Annotated in this window: 29 protein-coding genes and 1 pseudogene; 17 read left to right on the top strand and 13 right to left on the bottom strand. The window is 72.6% G+C overall.

All coding sequences use genetic code 11. The annotated features are described in order from the left end of the window. The first annotated feature begins 74 nt into the window (after nt 1–74). The 8 genes from eccB to CLT75_RS26925 all read left to right on the top strand — a co-directional run bounded on the left by eccB (nt 75) and on the right by CLT75_RS26925 (nt 6,550). Nucleotides 75–1,544 (top strand): type VII secretion protein EccB, encoded by a 1,470-nt coding sequence (eccB, locus tag CLT75_RS26960; RefSeq protein WP_135243008.1) that lies wholly within the window; start codon nt 75–77, stop codon nt 1,542–1,544. 116 nt (nt 1,545–1,660) lie between these two features. Beyond that, entirely contained in the window at nt 1,661–2,032 is a 372-nt protein-coding gene (locus tag CLT75_RS26955) for a hypothetical protein (RefSeq protein WP_013283763.1), read from the top strand. Next, nucleotides 2,025–3,311: a WXG100 family type VII secretion target gene (locus tag CLT75_RS26950; protein ID WP_135243007.1), complete on the top strand. Its 1,287-nt coding sequence runs from the start codon at nt 2,025–2,027 to the stop codon at nt 3,309–3,311. The genes CLT75_RS26955 and CLT75_RS26950 overlap by 8 nt, the downstream gene beginning before the upstream one ends. Before the next feature lie 160 nt (nt 3,312–3,471). Then, nucleotides 3,472–3,927 (top strand): hypothetical protein, encoded by a 456-nt coding sequence (locus tag CLT75_RS26945; protein WP_135243006.1) that lies wholly within the window; start codon nt 3,472–3,474, stop codon nt 3,925–3,927. Nucleotides 3,928–4,084: 157 nt separating this feature from the next. Next, complete coding sequence (locus CLT75_RS26940; protein WP_135243005.1) at nt 4,085–4,918, top strand: hypothetical protein; 834 nt, start codon at nt 4,085–4,087, stop codon at nt 4,916–4,918. A 97-nt stretch (nt 4,919–5,015) separates the two neighbouring features. Further along, the gene (locus tag CLT75_RS26935; RefSeq protein ID WP_135243004.1) at nt 5,016–5,351 is read left to right on the top strand and encodes a YkvA family protein; all 336 of its coding nucleotides are present in this window, start codon (nt 5,016–5,018) and stop codon (nt 5,349–5,351) included. A 30-nt stretch (nt 5,352–5,381) separates the two neighbouring features. Beyond that, nucleotides 5,382–5,795 carry a TIGR03618 family F420-dependent PPOX class oxidoreductase gene (locus tag CLT75_RS26930; RefSeq protein ID WP_135243003.1) on the top strand — a complete coding sequence of 138 codons (414 nt, stop codon included), beginning with the start codon at nt 5,382–5,384 and terminating at the stop codon, nt 5,793–5,795. A gap of 146 nt (nt 5,796–5,941) precedes the next feature. Continuing rightward, the gene (locus CLT75_RS26925) at nt 5,942–6,550 is read left to right on the top strand and encodes a C39 family peptidase (RefSeq protein WP_135243002.1); all 609 of its coding nucleotides are present in this window, start codon (nt 5,942–5,944) and stop codon (nt 6,548–6,550) included. A gap of 88 nt (nt 6,551–6,638) precedes the next feature. Here the strand turns inward: CLT75_RS26925 and CLT75_RS26920 are convergent, their stop codons facing one another. After that, the gene (locus CLT75_RS26920) at nt 6,639–6,821 is read right to left on the bottom strand and encodes an antitoxin (RefSeq protein ID WP_135243001.1); all 183 of its coding nucleotides are present in this window, start codon (nt 6,819–6,821) and stop codon (nt 6,639–6,641) included. Between the two features lie 130 nt (nt 6,822–6,951). Between CLT75_RS26920 and CLT75_RS26915 the strand changes: the two genes are divergently transcribed. Further along, the gene (locus CLT75_RS26915) at nt 6,952–8,103 is read left to right on the top strand and encodes an AI-2E family transporter (protein ID WP_135243000.1); all 1,152 of its coding nucleotides are present in this window, start codon (nt 6,952–6,954) and stop codon (nt 8,101–8,103) included. Between the two features lie 26 nt (nt 8,104–8,129). On the opposite strand, the gene CLT75_RS26910 is transcribed toward CLT75_RS26915, so the two are convergent. Next, the gene (locus CLT75_RS26910) at nt 8,130–8,783 is read right to left on the bottom strand and encodes a dienelactone hydrolase family protein (protein ID WP_209310390.1); all 654 of its coding nucleotides are present in this window, start codon (nt 8,781–8,783) and stop codon (nt 8,130–8,132) included. Between the two features lie 224 nt (nt 8,784–9,007). On the opposite strand from CLT75_RS26910, the gene CLT75_RS26905 reads away from it, so the two are divergent. From CLT75_RS26905 to CLT75_RS26895, 3 genes are all read left to right on the top strand, one after another. Continuing rightward, entirely contained in the window at nt 9,008–9,400 is a 393-nt protein-coding gene (locus CLT75_RS26905; protein WP_135242998.1) for a MerR family transcriptional regulator, read from the top strand. Then, nucleotides 9,370–9,717, top strand: a complete 348-nt coding sequence (gene trxA / locus CLT75_RS26900) for a thioredoxin (RefSeq protein WP_013283751.1) — start codon at nt 9,370–9,372, stop codon at nt 9,715–9,717. The genes CLT75_RS26905 and trxA overlap by 31 nt, the downstream gene beginning before the upstream one ends. Nucleotides 9,718–9,798: 81 nt before the next feature. After that, nucleotides 9,799–9,978, top strand: coding sequence for a hypothetical protein (locus CLT75_RS26895; protein WP_071097001.1), 180 nt, complete (start codon nt 9,799–9,801; stop codon nt 9,976–9,978). 42 nt (nt 9,979–10,020) lie between these two features. Here CLT75_RS26895 and CLT75_RS26890 read toward each other — a convergent pair whose 3' ends face one another. From CLT75_RS26890 to CLT75_RS26865, 6 genes are read right to left on the bottom strand one after another with little or no spacing between them, the layout of a single operon-like run. Next, on the bottom strand, nt 10,021–12,396 hold the full coding sequence (locus CLT75_RS26890; protein WP_135242997.1) for a glycoside hydrolase family 65 protein: 2,376 nt from the start codon (nt 12,394–12,396) through the stop codon (nt 10,021–10,023). Beyond that, nucleotides 12,393–13,145 (bottom strand): beta-phosphoglucomutase family hydrolase, encoded by a 753-nt coding sequence (locus CLT75_RS26885; protein WP_135242996.1) that lies wholly within the window; start codon nt 13,143–13,145, stop codon nt 12,393–12,395. Before CLT75_RS26885 ends, CLT75_RS26890 begins: the two co-directional genes overlap by 4 nt. Before the next feature lie 46 nt (nt 13,146–13,191). Further along, nucleotides 13,192–13,659, bottom strand: coding sequence for a DUF4442 domain-containing protein (locus CLT75_RS26880; protein WP_091414765.1), 468 nt, complete (start codon nt 13,657–13,659; stop codon nt 13,192–13,194). Between the two features lie 49 nt (nt 13,660–13,708). Beyond that, a complete protein-coding gene (locus CLT75_RS26875) occupies nt 13,709–14,773 on the bottom strand; it encodes an ABC transporter permease (protein WP_135242995.1) in 1,065 nt (354 codons plus the stop codon). Then, complete coding sequence (locus CLT75_RS26870) at nt 14,770–15,678, bottom strand: ABC transporter ATP-binding protein (protein ID WP_135242994.1); 909 nt, start codon at nt 15,676–15,678, stop codon at nt 14,770–14,772. The genes CLT75_RS26875 and CLT75_RS26870 overlap by 4 nt, the downstream gene beginning before the upstream one ends. Then, nucleotides 15,675–16,088 carry a GntR family transcriptional regulator gene (locus CLT75_RS26865; protein WP_135242993.1) on the bottom strand — a complete coding sequence of 138 codons (414 nt, stop codon included), beginning with the start codon at nt 16,086–16,088 and terminating at the stop codon, nt 15,675–15,677. Before CLT75_RS26865 ends, CLT75_RS26870 begins: the two co-directional genes overlap by 4 nt. Before the next feature lie 110 nt (nt 16,089–16,198). Between CLT75_RS26865 and CLT75_RS26860 the strand changes: the two genes are divergently transcribed. After that, nucleotides 16,199–16,723, top strand: a complete 525-nt coding sequence (locus tag CLT75_RS26860) for a hypothetical protein (protein ID WP_135242992.1) — start codon at nt 16,199–16,201, stop codon at nt 16,721–16,723. A gap of 21 nt (nt 16,724–16,744) precedes the next feature. On the opposite strand, the gene CLT75_RS26855 is transcribed toward CLT75_RS26860, so the two are convergent. Next, nucleotides 16,745–17,599: a sulfotransferase family protein gene (locus CLT75_RS26855; RefSeq protein WP_135242991.1), complete on the bottom strand. Its 855-nt coding sequence runs from the start codon at nt 17,597–17,599 to the stop codon at nt 16,745–16,747. Between the two features lie 100 nt (nt 17,600–17,699). On the opposite strand from CLT75_RS26855, the pseudogene CLT75_RS33475 reads away from it, so the two are divergent. Beyond that, nucleotides 17,700–18,404 (top strand): annotated as a pseudogene (locus CLT75_RS33475) (nucleoside/nucleotide kinase family protein); the annotation flags it as partial. Between the two features lie 27 nt (nt 18,405–18,431). After that, the gene (locus CLT75_RS33470) at nt 18,432–18,791 is read left to right on the top strand and encodes a nuclear transport factor 2 family protein (RefSeq protein ID WP_167797016.1); all 360 of its coding nucleotides are present in this window, start codon (nt 18,432–18,434) and stop codon (nt 18,789–18,791) included. Nucleotides 18,792–18,804: 13 nt separating this feature from the next. Here the strand turns inward: CLT75_RS33470 and CLT75_RS26845 are convergent, their stop codons facing one another. Next, nucleotides 18,805–18,993 carry a DUF397 domain-containing protein gene (locus CLT75_RS26845; RefSeq protein ID WP_135242989.1) on the bottom strand — a complete coding sequence of 63 codons (189 nt, stop codon included), beginning with the start codon at nt 18,991–18,993 and terminating at the stop codon, nt 18,805–18,807. Further along, nucleotides 18,984–19,784 carry a helix-turn-helix domain-containing protein gene (locus CLT75_RS26840; RefSeq protein ID WP_091332031.1) on the bottom strand — a complete coding sequence of 267 codons (801 nt, stop codon included), beginning with the start codon at nt 19,782–19,784 and terminating at the stop codon, nt 18,984–18,986. The genes CLT75_RS26845 and CLT75_RS26840 overlap by 10 nt, the downstream gene beginning before the upstream one ends. 157 nt (nt 19,785–19,941) lie before the next feature. On the opposite strand from CLT75_RS26840, the gene CLT75_RS26835 reads away from it, so the two are divergent. Both CLT75_RS26835 and CLT75_RS26830 read left to right on the top strand, forming a co-directional pair. Continuing rightward, a complete protein-coding gene (locus tag CLT75_RS26835; RefSeq protein ID WP_135242988.1) occupies nt 19,942–20,211 on the top strand; it encodes a hypothetical protein in 270 nt (89 codons plus the stop codon). Further along, complete coding sequence (locus CLT75_RS26830) at nt 20,208–20,555, top strand: hypothetical protein (RefSeq protein ID WP_135242987.1); 348 nt, start codon at nt 20,208–20,210, stop codon at nt 20,553–20,555. Before CLT75_RS26835 ends, CLT75_RS26830 begins: the two co-directional genes overlap by 4 nt. 47 nt (nt 20,556–20,602) lie before the next feature. Here the strand turns inward: CLT75_RS26830 and CLT75_RS26825 are convergent, their stop codons facing one another. Continuing rightward, on the bottom strand, nt 20,603–21,916 hold the full coding sequence (locus tag CLT75_RS26825; protein WP_135242986.1) for an ABC transporter ATP-binding protein: 1,314 nt from the start codon (nt 21,914–21,916) through the stop codon (nt 20,603–20,605). A gap of 157 nt (nt 21,917–22,073) precedes the next feature. Beyond that, the gene (locus CLT75_RS26820) at nt 22,074–24,257 is read right to left on the bottom strand and encodes a bifunctional glycosyltransferase family 2 protein/CDP-glycerol:glycerophosphate glycerophosphotransferase (RefSeq protein WP_135242985.1); all 2,184 of its coding nucleotides are present in this window, start codon (nt 24,255–24,257) and stop codon (nt 22,074–22,076) included. Between the last annotated feature and the right edge of the window lie 5 nt (nt 24,258–24,262).

The raw sequence follows: 24,262 nt of genomic DNA, 5'->3' as shown, positions 1-24,262 counted from the left end.
GCCCCTTATCGTAGGGAAGCCCGCGGCGCTGTTCGGACCTGTCGCCGCGGACCCACCCCCGCCGGAGGTTAGTCATGCGGACCCGCCGCGATCAGGTGCAGGCGTACCGCTTCGTCACCCGCCGCATCGTCTCGGCGCTGCTCTCCGGTGATCCGGAGACAAACGACCTGCCGATGCGCCGCCTCGGCATGGCGGTGTTCGGCAGCGTCATCGCGGCCGCCGTGGTGCTCGGCGGCGTGGGCGCGTACGGGCAGCTCACCAGCAATTCCGCGCCGCTGGAGCCGAACACGCTGGTGATCGAGCGGGAGACCGGCGCGACGTACTACTTCGGCGAGGACCAGGTGCTGCGCCCGACGCTCAACTACGCCTCGGCGCGGCTGATCGTCAACGACGCGGCGGCGCAGCCGCGCACCATGTCCCAGGCGTCGATCAAGGACCGTCCACGTGGGCGGCTGGTCGGCATCGTGGGCGCCCCGGACGACCTGCCGGACCGCAAGTCCCTGGTCGGGCTGCCCTGGTCGGTGTGCGACGTACCGGATCCGAACGACCCGCAGCGCTCCACCACGCACCTGGTGATCGACCGCGCGCTGCCCGGCGGCACGGCGCTGACCGACCGGGCCGTGGTGGTGCGGACCAGCGACGCCCGTTACCTGCTCACCGGCGGTTCCCGGCTGCAGGTCGCCGGCGACGAGCAGGCGCTGGTGGCGTTGAAGATGGCCGGCGCGACGAACCTGACGGTCGGGCAGCAACTGCTGAACGCGGTGCCGGTCGGCCCGGTGCTGCGCAAGCCGGCGATCGCCGGGGACGGCAGCGCGAGCGGGCTCACCGTGGCCGACCGGCCGGCCCGGATCGGCCAGGTCTACCAGGCCGCCGGCCAGTACTACGTGCTCACCCGGCAGGGCCTGGCGACCGTCCGCGAGGTCACCGCGCTGCTGCTGCTCGGCAGCGGCGGCGAGGTGACGCAGATCACTCCGGACGAGGCGGGCCGGCTCCTCACCGATCAGCGGCTGGACGCGGACGGCCTGCCGGCCCGGCTGCCGACGCTGCACGAGGTCCGGCCGGGCCGCACCGTGCTGTGCGCCACTTACCGGCCCGGCCCGGCCGGTCAGCCGCCGACCACCACGCTGGAGGTCTTCGACTCCCCGCCGGCCGAGCTGACCTCGGCGACCGCGATGCCGGCCCGGCAGGGCGCCCGCGACGCCGTGCGCACCGCCGAGAACGTGCTGCTACCAGGCGGCAAGGGCGTGCTGGTGCAGGCCACGGCCGGTGAGAGCGGCAAGGCGGCGGCCGGTTCCACTGTCTACCTGATCACCGCCCAGGGCATCCGCTATCCGCTCGGCACCGCCGGGGGCGACGCCAGGAGCGCGCTCGGGTACGGCGACGTGACGCCACTGGCCGTACCGGCCTCGCTGCTGGCGCTGGTGCCGACCGGCCCGACGCTGTCCCGCGAGGACGCGATGACCTACTTCGATGCGGCGGCGCCCCCGAGGGCCACCGCGACACCCTCTGCCGCTGGCGGGGCGGCGCAGGTCCAGGGCGGTTGAGCAGCCTTGCGGCGATCCGAAGTGGAGGATCTCCGTCACGGGTCGCCCGGGTTGGCTCGCTTCGACTAACCTGAGTACGGCGAACGGTTATCGACGATGACTACGGGGATGCAGCCATGACGGGGCGCACGACGGTAGACGTACTGTCCTTGGAGGACTTCCACCAGCGGCTCGAGCGGCGCCTGCACGAGGCGGAGTCGGTGTTGCGCAAGCTCAACACCCAGATGCAGTGCCGCCCGCCGGCGCTCGGCACGTTCACCGACGCGACCGACAACGCACGTCGCTACTCCGAGACGCACCAGAGCTACGTCAACCACGTCGACCGGCTGCGCCGGGCGATCCTGGCCGCCCGCGAGGCGACCCACAAGATCATGACGAACTACAAGACCGCCGAGGCCCGCAACGCCGCCGCCGCGGCCGACATCGCCGCCGCCCTCTCCGGGCTCAACGAGGCGATGAAGCAGCCGAAGGAGGACCCGCGTGTCTGAGTACACCCGGCGCTACGAGCACGTCAGCCACGAGGAGCTCTACCAGGGCGTCAACGCCGGCGACCCGAAGCAGATCGAGGCGCTCAGCGCCCAGTGGACCTCCCTGAAGGGCACGCTCGACGACCTCGGCCGCGACCTGACCGCCGACCTGGAGGCGCTGGCGAAGACCTGGACCGGCGATGCCGCGCGGGAGTTCCACCGCCGGCTGGACATGGTCGTCCGCTACTCCGGCAACCTGTCCGAGGGCATGACCGGCATCCGGCAGGGCCTGGACATGATGTCCAGCGAGCTGCGGGCCGCGCAGTCCAAGGCGGAGAGCCCGGAGAAGACCGACGACAACGACAAGCTGCTCTCCGGCGCCGGCAAGGGCTTCCTGATCGGCGGCGCCCCGGGCGCGGTGATCGGCGGGATCGTCGGCCACCAGCAGGACAAGGCCGAGCAGGAGAAGGCGCACCAGCGGATGGTGCAGGTCGTGGCGAAGCTCGCCGAGGGCTACGACTTCTCGGCGTACGGCCGCATCGTCGTGCCGGACCCGCCGGAGACCGAACTGCCCGGCCACACGAGCAACGGCGACCCGACGCTGCAGAACGGCCCGTCGGTGAAGACGCCGTCGTCCGGCCCGAGCCTGGGCAGCTTCGGCCCGGGCGCCAACGCCACCGCCACCACGTCGGGTGTGCACCACACGGCCCCGACCGGCGGTACGCCGGGCGAGGGCACGCCCGGTGCGGGCACGCCGGGCGGCCAGCCGGGCGCCGGCGCTCCGGGTTCGGTGCCGACCAGCGGCACCGTCGACCCGGGCGGCACCTCGCTTGCCGGCGCCGCGCCGCTGACCAGCACCGTCGGCGGTCCGACGGTCGGCGGCGGCCCGGGCTTCGGTACCGGTGGTGCCGGCCCGACCACGATGAGCGCCGGCGGACCGGGTGGCGGGCTCTACGGCGCCCCCGGTGTGCTGAGCACCGGCTCGCTCGCGGGCACCGGCACCAACGCGGCGTCCTCGGCCCGCTTCGGCGGCATGTCCGGCGCGGAGAACCGTTCGGCGGCCGGCACCGGCCGGCTCACCTCCGGCCGTGGTCTCGTGGTCGACGCCGGAAGCAAGCCCGCCGAGCGCGCCGGCGGTGCCACCGGGCGGCCCGCGATGGCCGGCCGCAGTGGCGTGCTGGGTGGGCGCGGCGGCCACGGCGACGACGAGTCCGACGGCCGGCTGACCTGGCTCACCGAGGACGAGATGGTCTGGAGCGACGGCGACGCCGCCCCGCCGCCGGTGCTCGGCGGCAACTGAGTCCGGCCTTCACGAAACGGCGCGGCACCCCTGCCGGGGTGCCGCGCCGTTCCGCGTCGGGCCTGCGTGAGTGTCCGTCCACACCGACCCGTGGGGTGGCTCACGTAACCCGCAAGATCCTTGAGCTGCGGGATCGTCCGTCGACCGATAGGTTGAACAGGTGCTGCCCGTAGCGTTCACCCCGTCCACCTGGACGGCGACGCTGCGCCGGATCGCCCGCACGGCTGTGGCCGGCCTGGCGATCATCGCCGGCCTCCAAGGCATCGCCGCCGCACCCGCCCACGCCGCCGCGGCCTCGCACGCCACCGTCGCCTCGCACGCCGTCGCAACCGAGCACGTCGCGGCGATCGAGCACATCGCGGCGATCGAGCACGCCGCCGCCATCGAGCACGTCGCGGCGCGGCAGGCGGTCACGACCGGCGCCGTGCGTTCCGCCGACCTCACGGCGGCCGACGCGACGACCGCTGCCCTGCGGACCACCGGCCCCGGCACCGGCCCGGCCGTCACGGAAGCCCTCTCCGCCGACTCCGCCGGGCGCGTCCCCGGCGTCGAGGTCGTCGCCGCCGCCGACCCCGGCCGGGCGGACATCGCCCGTCGCGGTCCGCCGCGCGCCTGACCGGGCGCCCCTTCCGGTACGCCCCTGCGCGGCCCCACCGGCCGCACGCCTCGCGCCCTGCCGCGCGTCCCGTCGCGTCCGAGTCACGACGCGCACCCGCCCGGATGTCCGGGCCACGACCGTTTATCGTCCTTCGTTCCACCACGAGGTGCTGGTGATGCAGACCGTCTTCTCCTCCGTCCTGCCCGACATGCCCGCGGCCGCCGTGATCTGGCTGGTCCTGCTCGCCGTGGCCGCGACAGTGGTCACCGCGCTGATCGTCCGCCCGTCCCGGTTCCGCTCGGAACTCGTCGACCGGATCAGCGACGCCGCCCGGCCGAGCAGCATCGATCGGGCCGAGCGTGCCCGCGTACGGGACCAGGAGCAGATCCGCTACGCCGACGAGGTGGCCGTGGCCGCGTCCCGTGCCACGGCGACCGCCGAGCGGAGCCGGTCCGAGTGGCTGACCGCCCAGGAGGAGGCCGAGGCCGCCTGGCAGGCGTACCAGGCAGCCGAGGAGGACGTCCGTCGCCTGACCGCCGCCGCGGCGCTGCCGCTGCCCCGGACCGCCCGGACCCCGGCCGAGTACGCGGACCGGGAGCGCTGGCTGCACCGGGCCGCGATGGACGCCCAGTGGCGGAACGAGATCACGGTGCGGCAGCTCAGCGACATCCTCGGCGGCAACGGCTGGGACCCGAGCCGGCACCCGGTCGAGCAGGAGCTGCTGCTGCGCCGGCTGGTCCGGGACAACATGGCGGCCCGGCACCGGGCCGCCATGCAGCGGGAGCAGGCCGCCTGGCAGGCGGCCGAGCTGGCCTCGGCGGCGGCGCAGAGCCTGCGCGACGAGGCGTTCGCGGCCCTGCACCCGGTCGCCGAGCCGCAGACCGAGCTGTCCATCGTGGGCTTCGCCGGGCCGGACACCACCCGGGAGCTGCCGAGCGGGACGGCAGGCCCCGAGGTCACCCGGGAGCTGCCGCCGGTGGCTCGCGGCCGGGCGGCCGTGGCGGCCTGAGAGCGCGTCGCCCGGCAGCGGCCCGACGGGACGTCGTCCGGTGCGCCCGGGGGACGACTGCCGGGCGTGGCGGGCCGGGCTCGGCTAGCGTGGTGGCGTGTCCCGTGAAGCCTGGGTGCTGGTCGTCCTCGCCGCCGTCCTCGCGGCGGCCATGCTGGCCGGGGCGGTGCTGCTCGCCATCCGGGTGGTCCGCACCCGCCGGATGCTCGGCGCGCTCGGCGCCGGCGGCAAGGTCGCGTTCTACGGTGCGCTGATCTACACGATCCTCCCGGTGGACCTGCTGCCCGACCCGATCTACCTGGACGACATGGGCGTGCTGGCCGGCGCGCTGTTCTACCTGGGCCGGCTGGTCGCCAAGCACCGCGCCGAGCAGCGGGCCGCCGGGGAGTCCTCGGTGGCGACGTTGCCGCCAGGCGCGGCACCCCGCCGCTGAGACGTCACCGGCACGGAACGAGGAGACGACATGGCGGCGCGGCATCGGCTGGATCCGAGCGACGAACGGGTGGCCCGCTTCTTCGCGGACCGGCACCTCGCCACGCTCACCACACCGCGTGCCGACGGCACTCCGCACGTCGTACCCGTGGGGGTGACCTTCGACCCCGCGACCCGGCTGGCCCGGGTGATCACCTCCGCCGGGTCGGCCAAGGCCCGGCACGTCGCGGCGGCCGGGCCGGACGGCGTCCCGGTCGCGGTGTGCCAGGTCGACGGCCGCTGGTGGCTGACGGTGGAGGGCCGGGCGGTGCTGCGCCGCGACCCGGAGTCGGTGGCCGAGGCCGAGCGCCGGTACGCCGAGCGGTATCGCACGCCGCGCCCGAATCCGGAACGGGTGGTCATCGAGATCGCGGTGAACCGGCTCCTGGGAAGTCTTCCCGGCTGAGACGTATGTCCGGTTCGGCGGTGGCCCCGGTCACGGCCGGAAATGGGCTGCCGCAACAGGGCGGTTGAACTCTCCGTACGCCGAGCGCCACTCCTGGTGCCGCGTCTCCCGCACGGAGCCGTCGACCCCCGAATGGAGCCTCGACCATGAACCCGATCATCCGTAAGTGTGTGCTGTCCGTCGCCGGTCTGGCCGCGGCCGGCGGAGCCGTGGCCGGTCCGGCCGCCGCCCACGCCGCCCCGGTCAAGGGCAAGGGTGACCGCGCCGCCGACTACGAGTACCAGGCACAGCCGAACTACTTCTACTGCGGTCCCGCCTCGACCCGGATCGCCCTGTCGGCCGAGGGCAGGGACGTGAGCCAGGACGAGCTGGCGACAAAGCTCGGCACCACCGAGAACGGCACCGACTCGGCCATCGACATCACCCGGGTGCTCAACGAGTACACGGGTGGCAAGTACAAGACCACCGAGATCCGCGACGACGTGGCCACCCGGGAGCAGGTCGAGCGTCTGCGCGCGGACATCCGTGCCGCTGTGGACGACGACCGGCCGGTGGTGGCGAACATCCTGGGCGGTGCCCGGGACATCGACGGGGTGGAGCACAGCTACCCCGGCCACTACGTGACCGTCGTGCGGTACGAGGGCGACGGCGACCGGGTGCTGATCGCCGACCCGGCCCGGCCGGACGAGCCGACGTACTGGATGGACGTGACCGAGCTGGCCAACTGGATCGCCGGACGCGGCTACAGCTCCTGACCCGCACGGGCCGGCCCGACGCCGCGGCGGCCACGCTCCCAGCGGGGGCGTGGCCGCCGTCGTGTTCCGGCGCCGGAGCGGGTGTACGTCAGCGGCCGGTGTCGCCTTCGCCGGTGCGCTGCTGCGCCATGTCGACGCCCTTGTCGACCTGCGCGTCGTACTTGCCGCCGGTGCGCTTGTCCGCCGCGTCACCGGCCTTCTCGATGCCCTGGTCGACCTGCTTGTCGTGCTTGTCGGCGAAGTCCTTGGCCTTGTCCATGAAGTCACTCATGCCCGATCTCCCTTCGATACGGTGAATGCCTTCCCGGAGGCCGGGAGCACAAACACCGGGTGGGTGGTTACGTCCCTGGTGTCGGATCGGCCCGCGTCGGGTACCAACGGCCCGGATCGAGGAGGGCGACGTGGACGACGACGCTGGCATAACCGGGCGGGCACCGACCGCCGGACCGCGGCAGACCTGGGCGGGACTTCCCTGGCCGGTACGGACGGCGGTCACCTGGAGCGCCTGCCTGCTGGTGGTGACCGCCGGGCTGTGGCTGCTCGGGCAGATCGCCGTACTACTGGCGCCGCTGGCGGTGGCGCTGGCCGGCACGCTCTTCCTCGCCGCGCTGCTCGACCCGGTCCTGGTACGCCTGCGCCGGCTGCGAGTGCCGGCCGGGCTCGCCGCGCTGCTGAGCATCCTGCTGCTGCTCGGCATCCTGGGCGGCGCCGGCGTCCTGGTCTGGAACCTCACCGCGAGCCAGTTCAGCGAGTTGAGCCAGCAGCTCGACGAGGGGTTGCAGCGCACCCGGGACTTCGTCACGTCCAGCCTGCCGGTCACCGACCAGCAGCTCGACCGGCTCGTCGAGCAGATCCGGCAGGGCTTGAGCAGCGGCGCGCCCGACCCGGTCGCCGGTGCGCGCAAGGTCGCCGAGGTGGCGGGCGCGGTGCTGCTCGCCCTGGTGCTGCTGTTCTTCCTGCTCAAGGACGGCCGCTCGATGTGGCGCTGGGTGCTGCGCCGGCTCACCGGCCCGCGCCGGGAGCTGACCGCCGAGGCGGGACGGGCCGGCTGGCGGACGCTCGGCGCGTACAGCCGGGGCACGATGATCATCGCGGCCATCGACGCCATCGGCATCGGGCTGGCCCTGCTCGTGTTGCGTGTCCCGCTGGCCCTGCCGCTCGCCCTGATCACGTTCCTTGGCGGGTTCGTACCGATCATCGGTGCCACGGTGGCCGGTGCGGTGGCGGTGCTCGTCGCGCTCGCCGCGAACGGCCCCACCACCGCGCTGCTGACGCTGGCCGCCGTGATCGCCGTCCAGCAGATCGAGGGCAACCTGCTCGAACCACTGGTCATGCGGCGGCAGGTGCAGCTGCACCCGGCCGTCATCCTGGTGGTGGTCACCGCCGGCACACTTGTGGCCGGGGTCGCCGGGGCGTTCGTGTCGGTGCCGATCGCGGCGGTGCTGTGGCGGGTGCTGGACACCGTGCAGCGGCATCGCGCCGCCGAGCGGAGCGGCACCGGCGTTCCCGCACCGACCGCCGACCCGGGCCGCGCCGCCGAGGCAGCGGGCTGACGACCGACGCGCTGACGGTACGGCGGTCAGGCGGGGTGTGGCTGGCGCAGGTGCGTGGTGAACCACGTACCTGCCTGGTCGGCCACCTGCTCCAGCGTGCCGGGCTCCTCGAACAGGTGCGTGGCACCGGGCACGATCCGCAGCTCGGCGACCTCGCCCAGCGCGTCCCGGGCCTGCTCGTTGAGTGCGATCACCTGCTCGTCCAGGCCGCCGACGAGCAGGAGCGTCGGTGCGCGTACCGCAGTCAGTGAGCTGCCGGCCAGATCGGGCCGGCCGCCCCGGGAGACCACAGCGCCCACCCGGTCCGGCCGGGCCGCGGCGGCGACGAGCGCGGCGGCGGCGCCGGTGCTGGCGCCGAACAGTCCGATCGGGAGCCGCCCCAGCTCCGGGTCGGCGCCCATCCAGTCGACGATCCCGGCGAGGCGCTCGGCCAGCATGCCGATGTCGAAGCGCAGTTCGGCGGTGATCTCGTCCCGCGCCTCCTCGTCGGCGGTCAGCAGGTCGACCAGCATCGTGGCGAGCCCGCGCTCGTTGAGCGCGCGCCCGACGGCCATGTTGCGCGGACTGTGCCGCGAGCTGCCGCTCCCGTGTGCGAACAGCACCACCCCACCGGCCCCCGCCGGCACCACCACGTCCCCGACGAGCCCGCCGTCCACCACAGGCACCGAAACCTCACGCATTCCCCTCACCGCCCCTCCCGCTCTCCCCCAACGCATACCCCCCACCCCGACGATCATGAAGTTGAGGCCCCAGAAAGCGCTCCCCCCACCCGCCAACTTCATGATCGACGGGGACCATCAGGGAACCCGGCGGACAGCGGGCGGGAAAGCCGACGCGTGCGGGGTTGCGTTGACGTCGGCGGCAAGGTTTAGCGTCGACCCACGGAGACGGACGGGGGCGGCGGATGCGGATCGGGGAGCTGGCGCAGCGGGCCGGTACGAGCACCCGCACCCTGCGCTACTACGAGGCCCACGGGCTGGTCCGGCCGAACCGGTCCGCCAACGGATACCGGGTCTACGACGAGGCGGAACTACGCGTCGTCCGCGAGATCCGCTCCCTGCTGGCGATCGGTTTCGGCCTGGACGACATCCGCCCGTTCGTCGCCTGCCTGCGCGCCGGAAACGACTCCGGTGACGTCTGCCCCGATTCGGTGGCGGTGCTGCGGCGCAAGCTCGCCGAGGTGGACGACTACCTCGACCGGCTGGGCGACGTCCGCCGCCGGCTGCACGACCAGCTCGCCCACGCGATCACCCAACGGGAGGAAACATGCCTCAGGACACGGGGACCGGCCGGCTGAACCCGGTCACCGACGACACCTTCGCGGCCACCGTCCTGGCCGCCGACCGGCCGGTGGTGGTCGACTTCTGGGCCGAGTGGTGCCCGCCGTGCCGGGTGGTGTCGAAGCACCTGGCCGAGCTGGCCGAGGAGTTCGGCGACGCGCTGCGCTTCGTCACTCTCAACACCGACGAGAACCCGGCCACCGCACGCGCCCATCGGATCATGTCCGCGCCGACCATGCTGGTGTTCCGGGGCGGCGAGGTGGTCGGCTCGATCGTCGGCTCCCGCCCCAAGGACCACCTGCGGCGCAGCTTCGCCCAGCACGTGGACGGTTGAGCCCTCGCCCGGACGGTTGAGCCGCCGCCGGGCGGGAACGCGCGGGGTGACCACGGACCCCGACCGATCGCGAGGATCGTCATGGCGAAACAGGACAGGTCCCGGGAACAGGAACTCACCGACCAGGAACGCCGCAAGCAGGAGCTGAAGGACTCGCCGGACTGGGCCGACCGCGCCTCGACGGCGCGGACGTCCGACGATCCGCGGGCCACGGCGCCGCGCGACGCCGGCGGGCGTCCGTCCAACGGCCGCCAGTTCTGAGGTACGCGTACCGAGCGGTCCCGCCCGTAGTGGCGGGGCCGCTCAGTCCGTACGTTCCGGCAGGTGCATCAGCGGCGCGCGGCCCTGCGGCTGCTCCGGCTGCGGCCCGGTGGGGCGTGCCGGTGGCGGCACCGCCACGGTGACCGGCTGCGCGGAGGTGACCCGCAGCGGCTCGCCGTGATGCCGCAGCTCCACGACGGTGTCCGGGCCGCCGTTGCGCAGCGAGTACGTCGTCTGGTGCGGCCGGACGTCGACCCGCAGCCGCATCCCCTGCCACTGGAGCGAGAACTCCAGGCGGCTGAGGCGGCTGGAGAGCCGGGGCGCGAAGGAGAGCGTCCCGTCGTGGTCCCGCAGCCCGCCGAACCCGGCCACCAGCGCGATCCAGGCACCGGCCAGGGACGCCATGTGCACGCCGTCGCGGGTGTTCTCGTTGAGGTCGTGCAGATCCATCAGCGCGGCCTCGCGCAGGTAGCGGTGGGCCAGTTCGAGGTAGCCGACCTCGGCCGCGAGCACCGCCTGGGTGCAGGCGCTCAGCGACGAGTCGCGTACGGTGCGCCGCTCGTAGTAGACGAAGTTGCGCAGTTTCTCGGCGGCGCTGAACGCGTCGCCCCGCCAGTGCATGGCCAGCACCAGGTCGGCCTGCTTGACGACCTGCTTGCGGTAGAGGTCGAAGTACGGGTAGTGCAGCAGCAGCGGGTACTTCTCCGGCGGTGTGTGCTCGAAGTCCCACTCCTGGAAGCGGGTGAATCCCTCCACCTGCTCGTGCACCTCGGTCTCCGCGTCGTACGGGACGTGCATGTCGTTCGCGGCGTCCCGCCACACGGCGGCCTCCTCCTCGGTGACGCCGAGGTCGAGCGCCTGGTCCCGGTAGCGCATCGCGCAGTCCGCGGCGGTACGCAGGTTCCGCTGGGCCATCAGGTTGGTGTAGACGTTGTCGTTCTTCACCGCCGTGTACTCGTCCGGGCCGGTCACGCCGTCGATGTGGAACCGTCCGGCGCGGTCGTGGTGGCCGAGCGAGCGCCACAGCCGGGCGGTCTCGACCAGCAGTTCCAGCCCGATCTCCCGTTCCAGCGCCTCGTCGCCGGTGACCAGCACGTAGCGGCGCAGCGCGTCGGCGACGTCGGCGGCGATGTGGAACGCGGCCGTGCCGGCGGGCCAGTACGCCGACGACTCCGGCCCCTCGATGGTGCGCCACGGGAAGGCGGCGCCTTCGAGGTTCAGCGTGCGAGCGCGTTCCTGGGCCTGGGCCAGCGTGTCGTACCGCCACTGCAACGCGTCGCGCACCGCGCCGGGCTGCGTGTACGTGAGCACCGGCAGCACGAACATCTCGGTGTCCCAGAACGCGTGGCCGTCGTATCCCGGGCCGGTGAGGCCCTTGGCCGAGATCGGCCGCCGTTCCGCGCGGGCGCCGGCCTGGAGGACGTGGAAGAGGCCGAACCGGACGGCCTGCTGCACCTCGGGGTCGCCTTCGACGCGTACGTCGGCGGCGTCCCAGAACGCGTCCAGGTATTCGCGCTGGGCCCGGCGCAGCCCGTCCCAGCCGTCGAGCCGGGCCGCGGCGAGCGCCGCGCCGACCTGGTCGCGCAGCGCCGGGAGGGACCGGCGGCTGGACCAGCCGTACGTGAGGTACTTGACCACCCGGAGCTTCTGGCCGGGCTTGAGCACGCAGCCGATGGTGGTGCGGACCCAGTCCTCGTACCCCTCGCTCTCGATCGTGGTGCGTTCGGGCCCGTCCACGTCGTGGCCCATCGCGGCGGCGACCCGCAGGCCGCTGACCTTGGTGCGGTGGATGAGCTGGCCGCCGTCGTCGGTGGTCAGCTCCTCCTCGGCCTGCAACGGCGACTCCAGGACGGCGGCGACCCGGGGGTCGCGGCTCTGCGGCGGCAGCGACTCGTTGGCGACGAGCTCGGACTGGAGGATCAGCCGCAGCGGCCCGTCGACCGGCTCGACCTCGTAGTGGATGGCCGCCACCGAGCGCTGGGTGAACGACACCAGCCGGGTGGTGCGGACCTTGACCTCGCGACCGGCCGGGGAGCGCCAGTGCAGTTCCCGCTGGAGCGTGCCGGCACGCATGTCGAGGACCCGCTCGTGGGCGAGCAGTTCGCCGTAGCGCACGTCGAGCGGCTCGTCGTCGACGAGCAGCCGGATCAGCTTGCCGTTCGTGACGTTGACGATGGTCTGCCCGGATTCGGGGAATCCGAAGCCGGCTTCCGCGTACGGCAGCGGGCGCAGCTCGTAGAACGAGTTCAGGTAGGTGCCGGGAAGCCCGTGCGGCTCGCCCTCGTCGAGGTTGCCGCGCAGCCCGATGTGCCCGTTGGACAGCGCGAACACCGACTCGGACTGGGCCAGCACGTCCATGTCGAGCTGCATCTCCCGGACGTGCCAGGGCTCGACCGGATACGCCCGTTCCCGGATCACGCGGCCGGCTCCGCGGCGAGCAGGTCGGCGAGGTCGGTGACCACCACGTCGGCGCCGTGCGCCAGCAGTTCGTCGGCCTGGCCGACCCGGTCGACGCCCACCACGTACCCGAATCCGCCGGCCCGCCCGGCGGCGACGCCGGCGAGGGCGTCCTCGAAGACGGCGGCCTGCGACGGTTCGACGCCGAGCAGCCGGGCGCCTTCCAGGAACGTGTCCGGGTGCGGTTTGCCGCGCAGCCCGTTCGCGCGGGCGACCACGCCGTCCACCCGGGCCTCCAGCCAGCGGTCCAGTCCGGCGGCGTGCACCACGGCGGCGCAGTTGGCGCTGGCCGAGACGACAGCGCGGCGCAGCCCGGCCGTGGTGGCCGCCTCCAGGTAGCGCACCGAACCCTCGTACACCTCGACGCCGTCGTGCTCGATCCGCTGGAGCAGGACGACGTTCTTGCGGTTGCCGAGGCCGTTGACGGTGTCCGCCTCGGGCGGGTCGTCCGGCGATCCCTCGGGCAGGGTGATGCCGCGCGAGGCCAGGAATGTGCGCACCCCGTCGGCGCGCGGTCTGCCGTCCACGTACCGGTTGTAGTCCGGTCCGGGGTCGAACGGGTGGAACGGCTCGCCGGTTTCGGCCGACCGTCGCCGCAGGTACGCGTCGAACGTCTCCGCCCAGGCGGCGTTGTGCACCTTGGCGGTCTGCGTCAGCACACCGTCCAGATCGAAGAGACAAGCGCTCACGTGCGCGGGGAGGCCCAGCATCGCTTGAATCTATCCAGGCCCCGCCCCGGGCAAACACCTTTCCCGGTCAGCGGTTCGGGCGCAGCGTCCAGATCACGGTGAGCGACGAGGTGAGCGTGCCGTCCTCGGTGCGGACCTCCACCTCGACCGGGAACTCCGGCCGCCGTCCGGCGTCCAGCTCGGCCAGCACCTCGGCGGGGACACCGCCGAGCCGCGCCGTCGCCAGCACCGGCCCCACCGCCACCTTGAGGTAGCGGATGGTCGCGGTCACGGCCAGGGGTACGGCCCGGTCGAGCACCTGCCCGAACGCGGCCAGAACAACCGCGCCCGAGGCGGTCTCCCCCAGCGTGAACATGGCCCCGGCGTGCGGGCCGCCCACGTGGTTGTGGTGCGCCGGGTCGTCGGGGAGCCGGACCACGGCCCGGACCCCGCCCTCGGCCTCGGGCGCCACCTCGACGAACTCGATTCCGAGCGTGCGGGCGAACGGCACGGCGTCGAGAAGACCGGCCGCCACCTGGCGAGAGTCGATGCTCATGCCCGAACGCTACTCGCCAGTAACAACACCGGCAAGGCCGGTCCCCAGGTCAGCCCGCGCTCAGGTCGGTACGACGGACGATCCACCAGACGACGAGGAGCGCCAGCGCGGTCAGGCCCAGATAGCCGCCGGCGACGATCAGGTGGAACTCGGGGATCCGGCTGCCCGGCTGGTACTGGAGGTGCTGCTGAAGGTTGTGCTCGACGAAGCAGGCGAGCGTCCGGCCGGTGCCGTTGTCGGGTGGGCAGAGGCGTTGCAGCTCGACCCCGCTGAGCTCACGTCCGGAGGCGTCGAACGCGCCGGACGGCCCGTCGATCCCGTAGTCGATCATGCCGCCCTTGACGACCAGGGCGTTGTCGCGCAGCACACCCACGCCGGGCCCGCCGATGACGCGGTGCGCGGTCAGCGGCTCCATCAGCGTGGGGTAGCGCCACCGGACGAGATAGGTCAGGCCGACGAAACCCACGATCACGCCGAACACGGCCGGGAGCGTGCGCTTGATCGCGGCGCCGAGCGCGACGCCGACCGCGAACCAGCAGAGGCTGATCACCGCCGGAAGCATCGCGGTGTTGAGGAACGGCCCGTACTCGAACAGGCTCACCGGGGCGACCCGGGCCTGAAGTCGCTCCAGGTGGTCGCTGACACCGGCGACGGCCGAGGTCACCGCCGCCACGAACAGGCCGAGCAGGGCCAGCCGGGTCCAGAGCCACCGCTGCGGGGAGACGTCCTGACTCCAGGCCAGCAGCAGGGTGCGCTGCTCGTGTTCCCTGGTCAGCACCGGGACGCCGACGAACACGCCGATCAGCAGCGGCATCCACTGCACCACCTGCGACAGCACGGCCAGCGTCAGGACCAGGCTGGAGGAGCCACCGAGCCGCCGGCCCTGTGGCGACTCCTCCGCGCAGAACGTCTCGTGGCACTGGTGCCACAGGCTCGTCAGCTCCACCGACAGGTAGGTCATCCAGCCCACCAGGACCGCGGCCAGGACCAGCGTGCCGATCACGGTCCAGCGGTGCTGACGCCAGGTCAGCCAGAGCAGACCGCGTACGCCCCCGGCGTGCCCGGGGTCGCTCCGGCGGTTCGCGGGCGCGGACAGTTGGCCGATCGAGCTCATGCGGCTGCCTCCCGCTCGTGCGGCGCGGCGGCCGACGCTCTGAGGTGGGTCAGGATCAGCTCGTCCAGGGTGATGGGCTGAGCGGTCCAGCCGGGCGCGACGACGGCGTGGGCCGCCGGTGCCGCCGGCCGCCGGAGGACGAAGGTGGACTGGCGGCCGGTGTGCTGCGCCTGGACGACCGTGCCCGGCCCGGGTGGCTGGTCGGCGCGGGGCCCGGTCAGCCGGACGTGACTGTCGAGCAGTTCCTCGACGTCGCCGGCGAGGACGGGCCGACCGGCGTCGAGCAGCAGCAGGTGGTCACCGACGCCGCTCAGCTCGGCGACGATGTGGGTCGACAGCATGACAGTCATGTCGTCGTCCGCGACCTCCGCCAGCAGCTCGCCTGTCACCTCGACGCGGGCCAGCGGATCCAGGTTCGCGAGGGGCTCGTCCAGCAGCAGCACCGAGGGTCGGGAGCCGAGCGCGACCGCCAGCGCGACCTGCGCCCGCTGCCCGCCGGACAGTTTGCCGCAGCGCCGGTCCAGCGGGACGGCGAAGCGGTCGAGCCACGACAGCGCCCGCCGCTGGTCCCACACGCGGTTCGTCGAGCGGCCGAAGCGGAGCATGTCCGACACGGTGAAGTCGCGGTAGAGCGGCTTGTCCTGGGCGAGGATCGCCACCCGGCTGCCGCCGTCGACGGACCCGCCCCGCACCACCTGCCGGCCGTGCACCGACACCGTGCCACCGGTGGCCGCCAGGGTGCCGGCGATGATGCTCAGCAGCGTCGATTTGCCCGCGCCGTTCGCGCCGACCAGCGCGACGACCCGGTTGGAAGGCAGCGCGAACGAGCACTCCCGCAGCGCCCACACGGCGCCGTAGCGCCGGCTCAGGTCACGCGCCTCGACGGCGACCGGCTCGCCGCTCACGCCGCGCCCTCCGCGTTCTCTCTCCTCGCGGGCGCCGCGTTCGCCTCGATCACGGAGGCGAGCAGCGCCTGGACGTCCTCGTCCTCCAGGCCGGCCTCCCGGGCTTGGCCGAGCCACCGGGCCAGGCTGCCGCGCAGGCGGGCCATGACGTGGGGATCGGCGTGCCCGAGCGTCCCGCTGACGAACGTGCCCGCACCCTGCCTCGCCTCCACCAGGCCGGACAGTTCCAGCTCCCGGTAGGCCTTGAGCACAGTGGTCGGGTTGACGGTGCACGCTGTCACCACGCTGCGCACGGTGGGGAGCTGGTCTCCGGGCCGCAGCGTCCCGATCCGCAGCGCTTCACGGACCTGCCGCACCAGCTGGGCGTACGCGGGGACGCTGCTGGACCGGTCGACATGAAAGTTGATCACCCTGGTGACCCTCCGTCAGATTGTTATGGTTAAGTAGAACACCAGTCAAGCGGCATGGCAACGACCGGACGGCGTTTCGGAGGCTGCCGACTCCGGGTAGCGAGTGGCCCATGAATCGTGATCTCGCGCGTGGGCTGACGGTGGCGTGGGCGCTGCCGGAGTTCCGCGACGGGCTGCGTCACCTCGTCGACCTCGACGAGGTGACAGTGCTGCTGGCCGCGCTGTCCCTGCCGGACCGCGACCGCGAGGTCGAGCGGAGCGCGCTGGGCCTGCTGCGGTCCGGGCTCGACAGCACCGAGGTCCGGGAGGCGGTGTTGCTGCTGCTGGAGCGGGACACCGTACGCCGGCCACTCGTCGCCGCGGCGGTGGAGCCGCTCGCCGACCGGCCCGGCCTGGTCACCGCCGTCACGTCCGCGGCCGAGGATCCCCGGGTACGCCACGAGGTACGGGCGATGCTGGACAGCGCCCGCGTACGCGAGCTGATCTGGCCGGCAGTCGACGACCAGGTGAGCGACAACCGGTTCGGGCTGATCCGCCGGGCGGCGGTGCTGTTCGTCAGGCACCCCAGCGCACGGCGCCTGGGGTGGGCGCTCCGCCGGCACGGCGTGCTCCGCGAACTGCGCCACAAGGCGTGATCCGGGGGGCCGTCGCGGCCGTCACTCGTATCCCATCGCGGGGATGATCTCGCCCAGTTCCCGCTCGACGTACGCGCGGGTGCCGGCGTCGAACTGGTCGTCGCGGTGTGCGAGCTTGTCCGCCTGGAACGTCGAGGCGGTGACGGCGTCCTCGACGCCGAGCTGCTCGAACAGAGCGCGCCGCTGCCCGGGCCAGTCGGCCGCCAGGTCCTCCGCCTTCACCTCGATGTATCGCCGGCCCGTCAGGTCGGCCGCGTTCTTCCAGGCCAGCCACCTCTGGTAGACCGGCACAAGGTAGGCGAGCGCCCCGTCGACGGTGGACGGCGCCCACGGCTGGGCCAGGTGGGAGGCGAGCACCGAGAGCGGGTGACGCTTGATGTGCACGATCGTCGCCTCGGGGACCAGTTCCCAGAGGAAGTCCAGGTAGAAGAGGTTGAACGGCGTCTTCTCGCACCAGGTCGGCTTGCCCGCGTCGGCCGCCGCCCCGCCGAACAGGGTGTCGACCAGGCCCCGCAGGATGCCGATCAGTTCGCCCCGGTCACGGAAGTACCTCGGGACGACCCGCCGTCGGCTGGCCGGCCCGAACGGCCCGGCCGGCCGGTCGCCGTCGCCGAAGCCCTCCGCGGGCGCGGGCTCCTCGAAGGCGTACGCGATGACCTGCGGCCAGAGCCGGTGTACGGCGTCCCGGTACCGACCCACGCCGACCAGCTCGGGCACGGTCTTGCCACGGTCGTCACGCCGCCCGGGCACGCGTACGGTGAGGAAGTCGCTCAGCCGGTGCAGCGCGTCCTCACCGACGATGGGGTCGTACCGGTCGGTGAGCGCGTCGGCCAGGTCCCGCAGGCCGCCCGGTTCGACGAGGAACTTGGTCTCCATGGGGATCCGGTGGATCAGCGGATGCTGGCCGATGACGTCGGCGATCCGCGACGTGCCCGAACGGCCCGTGCCCGCGACGAAGACCGGTGAGGGGGACGGCATGGACGGCAGTCAAACTCTCGGCCCGGTGCCGGGGCAATCCATTTACCCCCGCCGCGATCAGCTGATCGACCTCCTGGCCGATGCGGTCGGGTCCGTCGCCGTGCCGCACCCGACGCGGGTCGCCGTCGACGGGCCGCCCGCCGCCGGAAAGACCACGCTCGCCGACGAGCTGGCCGCCGTCCTGCACGCCCGGGGCCGGTACGTCATCCGGGCGACAGTCGACGACTTCCTCTTCCCCCGAAAGCGGCGCTACCGGCGCGGTGAGTTCTCGGCCGAGGGCTGCTACGTCGACACCCACGACCACGGGACGCTGAAGCGGGTGCTGCTCGATCCGCTCGGCCCGGGCGGCGACCGGCGCTTCCGGCACACGGTCTACGACCACGCCACCGACGCGGTGCTGTCCCCGCCGCTCACCACCGCTCCCGCCGACGCCGTGCTGGTGTTCGACGGTGTCTTCCTGCTGCGCCCGGAACTGCTCGACCGGTGGGAACTGCGGGTGCTCGTGTCGGCCGCGCCGGACCGTACGGTGGAGCGTGCGGTGGTCCGGGAGAGCCGGGTGTCGTCCCGGGCCGACGTCGAACGGCGCTGGCGGGAGCGTTACCTTCCCGCCCAGCGTCTCTACCTCGCCACGGCCCGCCCGGCCGAGCGCGCCGATGTCGTCGTGCACAACGACGATCCCCGGCGACCGATCTGGGAGACCCGCACGCACACGGATGGCAGGCTGGCGACCATGGACAGGAATCGGGTGGCCGCCTGGATCGCGGCGTACGAACAGGCGTGGCGCACACCGGGAACGGCGGCGCTCGGCACGATGTTCACCGCCGACGCGAGCTACCAGCAGGGACCGTACCGGGATCCGGTCGTCGGCCTACCCGCCATCACCCGCATGTGGGACAGCGAGCGCGACGGACCCGACGAGGTCTTCGAGATGACATCGGAGGTCGTCGCGGTCGACGGCGACACCGCCGTGGCTCGGGTGCAGGTCCGGTACGGCGACCCGGTCCACCAGGAATGGCGCGACCTCTGGATCATGCGGTTCGCCGAGGACGGCCGCTGCCGGTCGTTCGAGGAGTGGCCGTTCGCGCCGTGACGGCGGCCGCTGTCTAACCCCGTTTGGCGTACGCGACGAACGCCGCCCAGCTCGACGGCGTGAACGTCAGCACCGGCCCCTGCCGGTCCTTGCTGTCCCGCACCCCCACCACACCGGGCAGGTTGTCCGCCACCTCGACGCAGTCGCCGGAGTTGCCGCTGCTGCGGGTGCTCTTGCGCCAGATCGCGCCGGTCAACTCCATCGTTTCGCCGCCTCCGTGATCGCCGCCAGAGTCGCCCCGTGCGGCATAGCTTCCGCGCGCACCGACTCCCAGGTTTGCCGAAGTGATTTTACGTCCGCGTGCCGCTCCACAATCGTGCCGTGCAACTGGTTGTCCAGGTAGCCCACGTCGTCACCGTCAGCGGGGGTCGCGAGCACGAAAGCGCCGTTGAGCCCCGGATAGGCACCGACCGTTTCCGGCACCAGGTGCAGGTGCACGCGAGGCCGACGACCTACCTCGACCAGATGCGCCAGCTGCTCCCGCATCACCTTGGGGCCGCCGACGGCGCGAGTGAGCACCGAATGGTCGAGCACTGCCACGAACTGCGGCGGAGCCGGGCGGTCCAGCACCACCTGCCGCGCCATCCGTGCGGCCACCTGCTGCTCCATAGCATCACCGACAAGTGGGCTAGCGCCCTCGTGCAGCGCACGGGCGTACTCCTCGGTCTGCAACAGGCCGGGCACCACCAGCGGTTGGAAGCTACGCAGTGAGGCAGCTTCCTGCTCGATGCTCACCCACTCGCGGAACCACGGCATCAGCGCCTCCTGCATCAGCGCGTCCCGGATCCGCACCAGCAGGCCGCCGCCGTTCAGCACCTCGTCGCAGCGCTCGGTGAACTCGGCGCGCGGCGCCCGGCGGCACTGCTCGACGGCCGCCACCAGCGACGCCGAATAGCTCACCCGCTCGCCCAGCGCCTCCTGGGTCAGCCCGGCATCGGTGCGTAACCGGCGCAGCTCACCGGCGAACAGTTCCCACAACGGCACACGGATCATCTGCACACCTCTGCACACGGCTGCACACGGAAATCGGCCGGTCGGACGGCCGGGAAGGTGGGGGTGGAACGCCTTCCGACCCTAGCGGCGTGGTGACGAGACTGTCACGCAGTGGAGCCGAATTCGTCCGGTTCCCGCTACCGAGAGGAGTTGCGCCGTGCGACTGCGCTGGTTCCGCTGCCGGGGTGCGTCGGCACCGACACTGCCCCACCGGGTACGGGGCGACAACCTGCCGGAGTGGATGCGGCAGCCGACACGTCCACTCCCGACGATGGGCCCCGGCCGGGTCGGCAACCTCACCCCGGCCCAGCAGTGGCGGGCCAACGGTGGTCGCTGGTCCGTACCGGAGCAGCGCGGGAACGGCGGCGGCCATCGGTCCGCCCCGGAGCAGCGCCCGGGAGACGGCCACCACGAGGAGCGCCTGTGATCAGCCACCAGCTCGGGCAGCCGCCGGACGGGCCCAGGCCGGATCGCCCCCGGCCGTACCCGTTGCACGCCACCCCGCACACGCCGCTGCGTCCGATGTGGTGCTGCCGGGCCTGCGGCCAGCCGTGGCCGTGCCCGATGGCCCGCCTGCTGCTGCGCAGCGAGTACGAGGACAACCGGATCGGGTTGTCCATCTACCTGTGCGGGCTGCTGTACGAGGCCACGCGCGACCTCTACCGGCTGAACCCGAACGACGCGCCGGCCCCGGCCGACATGTTCGCTCGCTTCGTCGGCTGGGGCCCGTACCGCCGTCACCCGCCCGTCTCTCCGGGCGGTGACTGTTAATAGGGGGCCCTTCCTCTACCGGAGGCGTTAATAGGGTGCCCTTCCTTTCACCGCCAGCCGACGTCGATGCGATCGCCCCGCTCGTCGAAGAAGTGCAGCGCGTCCATCCGCACCTGCACGGCGAGCGGGTGCCCGGGCGACACCTGCGGGTACGGCGCGAGCCGTACCGCCAGTTCCGCCGGACGACGGTGGTGGCGGCCCGGGTCGGGCAGCACGCTCGTGCGGTTGCCGCCGCCCCCGCCCGCCTCCGGAGCCGGAGCCGACGACTCCGTCGCGCGGCCGGTGAGCCGCTGCATCACCTGGTTGAACCGGCGCAGGCCGCGCTGGCCCGGTGCGGCCTGCTCGACCGGGGTGCCCATCTCGTCGACGACGATCGCGGTGGCGCCGATGTCGAGGAACGCGAGCGACTCGTGGCCGTGGTGCTCCAGGTAGCGGATGCGCCCGTGCAGCACGTCACCGGCGGTGTCCGGGGCGACCGGGGTGAGCGCCTCGGCGCGCATGCCGACCACGATCCGCTCACCGTGGTAGTGCGCCACCGCCCGGCTGCGGATGTCGTCCCAGGGCAGGTAGAGCGACTGCTCACCGAGGTTCAGCGCGACGTACCGGTCGAGGTGCACGTAGACCGACGCCTCCAGCAGGTTCATCCGGGGGCTGCCCAGGAACGCGGCGACGTAGAGCGTCGCCGGCCGGCCGTACACCTGGGTGGGGGTGCCCACGTCCTGGAGCACGCCCTTGCGCATGATGGCGACCCGGTCGGCCATGGTCAGCGCCTCGGCCTGGTCGTGGGTGACGTAGATGGTGGTGACGCCCAGTTCGCGGGTGAGGCCGGAGATCTCCGCCCGCAGTTCGGCGCGCAACCCGCTGTCCAGGTTGGAGAGCGGCTCGTCCATCAGGAACAGGCCGGGCCGGCGCACTATCGCCCGCCCCATGGCGACCCGCTGCCGCTGGCCGCCGGAGAGCTGGCTGGGCTTGCGCCCGAGGACGTCGCCGATGCCGAGCGCGCTCGCCACGTCCTGGATCCGCTCGCCGCGCGGTACGGGCTCGACGCCGGAGAGCCGCAGCGGGAAGCCGATGTTGTCGCCGACCGTCATGTGCGGATAGAGCGCGAAGTCCTGGAAGACCATGGCGATCTTCCGGTCGCGTGGTGGCAGGTCGTTCGCCAGCTCACCGCCGAGCATGATGGCGCCGGAGGACGGGTCCTCCAGCCCGGCGACCATGCGTAGCACTGTCGACTTGCCGCAGCCCGACGGGCCGAGCAGCACCATGAACTCGCCGTCGTTGACGTCCAGATTTATGGTGTCGACCGCGACTGTTCCGTCCGGGAACACCTTGGTGACATCCTTGAGCGCGACGGTCGCCACCGCCACCTCCCCAGTTACTCGCCCCAAACCCGGGAATGACTGTGACCAGGATCATCTGATTCGCACATCGGGTAAACGTGCCATGTTCGGCTCGTGACAGTCCTATTAAGCGGTATTCGCCGGGCTCCACGGTTAAGTGACCAGCCAGTAACCGCTTTTACGGCGTTTCGCCGAGGAACACGCGGCGCACCACGCGCTCGGCGGCGTGCCCGTCGTCGAGCGCGCAGAACCGCGACCGGAACGCCGCCCGGGCCCGCTCGGCCGCCTCGTCGTCGACGGCGCCGGAACGGAACACGTCGAGCAGCCCGGGGAAGTCCAGCGCGACGGTGCCCGGCGGCTCGGCGAGCAGGTCGAAGTAGACGCCGCGGGCCACCCGGTAGGCGTCCCAGTCCGGCGCGTAGACCACTATCGGCCGGTCCAGCACCGCGTAGTCGAACATCGCCGAGGAATAGTCGGTGACCAGCACGTCCGCCGCCAGGTAGAGGTCCTCCACCCGCTCGTACGCGCTCACATCCAGCACGCCGTCCGCCGCCGGTCCCCGGGGATGCCGCTCCCGGTCGTGGAAGTAGTGACTGCGCATCAGCAGCCGGCCCCGGGGGCCGAGCACGTCGAGCATCCGATCCGGGTCGAACGGTGGCCGCCACCCGGGCAGGTGCTCGCGGTGCGTCGGCGCGTAGAGCACCACGTACTCGTCGGGTGCGATGCCCAGCGCCGCGCGGACCCGGCCGCGGTCCTCGGCGGTCGCCAGCGCCAGCCGGTCGTTTCGCGGGTAGCCGACCTCCAGCGTGGTGTAGTCCGCCGGGTACGCCCGCTCCCACATCTGCGTGGAGAAGCTGTTCGAGGTGATGCTGTAGTCCCAGCGGTCCACCCGGCGCAGCAGGCCGGCGAAGTTCATCCCCATCGCGCCCACCGGGTAGCGCTGCTGGTCCAGGCCCATCACCTTCACCGGCGTGCCGTGATGGGTCTGCACGTGCACCGAGCCGGGCCGCTTGCGGACGAAGTCGGGGAAGTTGACGTTGTTGACGAGCCAGCGGGCGCGGGCCAGCACGCGGTGGTACTCGCGGCTGCCGGCCACCACGTACTCGACGCCGGGCGGCAACGCGCCCACCCGGTCCCGGCGGACGATCCACACGCCGCGCACCTGTGGCGCGAGCCGGCGGGCCGCCTCGTAGATCGCCGCCGGGTTGCACGAGTAGCCCCGGTACCAGTAGGCCGCGTACACGGCGAGCGTCGGGTCGATCGGCCGGTGCAGCTCGGCCCGGTAGTACTCGCCCAGCGCCAGGTCACGCGCCCGCCGGGCGGTACGCCGCACCACCGGCGTGACCCGCCGCCGGGCCCGCCGCGCGGTACGCCGGGCCGTCTCCCCCGCCTGGTGCGCCTCGCGCAACGCGCTGAACGTCCGCCAGCGCCCGGCCGCCACCAGCCGGTGCTTGAGCCCTTCCGGGCCGGGCGGGACCGGGTAGCCCTCGGGCGGCAGGAACCGCACGTAGTCGGCGTGCATCTGGGCGAAGAAGGGCGCCCGCAGTTCGGGGGCGATCCGGTCGCCGTTGCCGAGCACCGTCAGGTAGTGCCAGATCATCCGCTCGAAGACGGCCGGTCGCAGCCCGGTCACGTGCCAGCGGTCCATCAGCCCGAACACCCGGTGCCACTGGGCGAAGACCTCGAAGTGCCGGTCCCCCCGGGTCTTCGTGATCGCGCCGGTGCGGCGCTGCCGGTAGTTCAGGCAGATCCGGTCGAGTACGCCGATCCGCCCGGCGGCCATCAGCGCCGGATAGCTGAACGAGACGTCCTCGTACCAGCCCGGCTCGAAACGCAGCCCGCGTTCGAGCAGGAATTCCCGGCGTACCACCCGGTTCCACGCGGTGTGCAGCAGCTTCAGCGTCTCCGGCCGGTCCCGCAGCGGGAACGTCGTCGCGCCGGGCGGGTCGGGGAACACGTCACGCATCGCGCTGCGGGTGCCGATGTTGTTCCAGTGCGCCCGGACGTGGTCGACGATCAGCACGTCCGGCGCGGTGTCGCGGAGCCGGTCCGCGACGTGCGGCAGGCAGCCGGGCACCAGCCAGTCGTCCCCGTCGACGAACCACACGTACTCGCCGACGGCCCGGTCCAGCCCGATGTTGCGGGCCGGACCGAGCCCGACGTTCTCGGCGAGACGTACCGGGCGGACCCGGGGGTCGCGCAGCGCGTACTCGGCCAGGATCTCGCCGCTGCCGTCCGGGGAGGCGTCGTCGACGCCGATCACCTCGATGTCGCGCAACGGCTGGTCGAGGATCGAGTCGAGACACTCCCGTAGGTAGCCCTGCACCTTGAAGGCCGGCACGACGAAGCTGATCAAGGTCACCCCGG

Source organism: Micromonospora sp. CNZ285, assembly GCF_004637285.1.
This window is presented reverse-complemented; position numbering and strand designations above follow the sequence as displayed.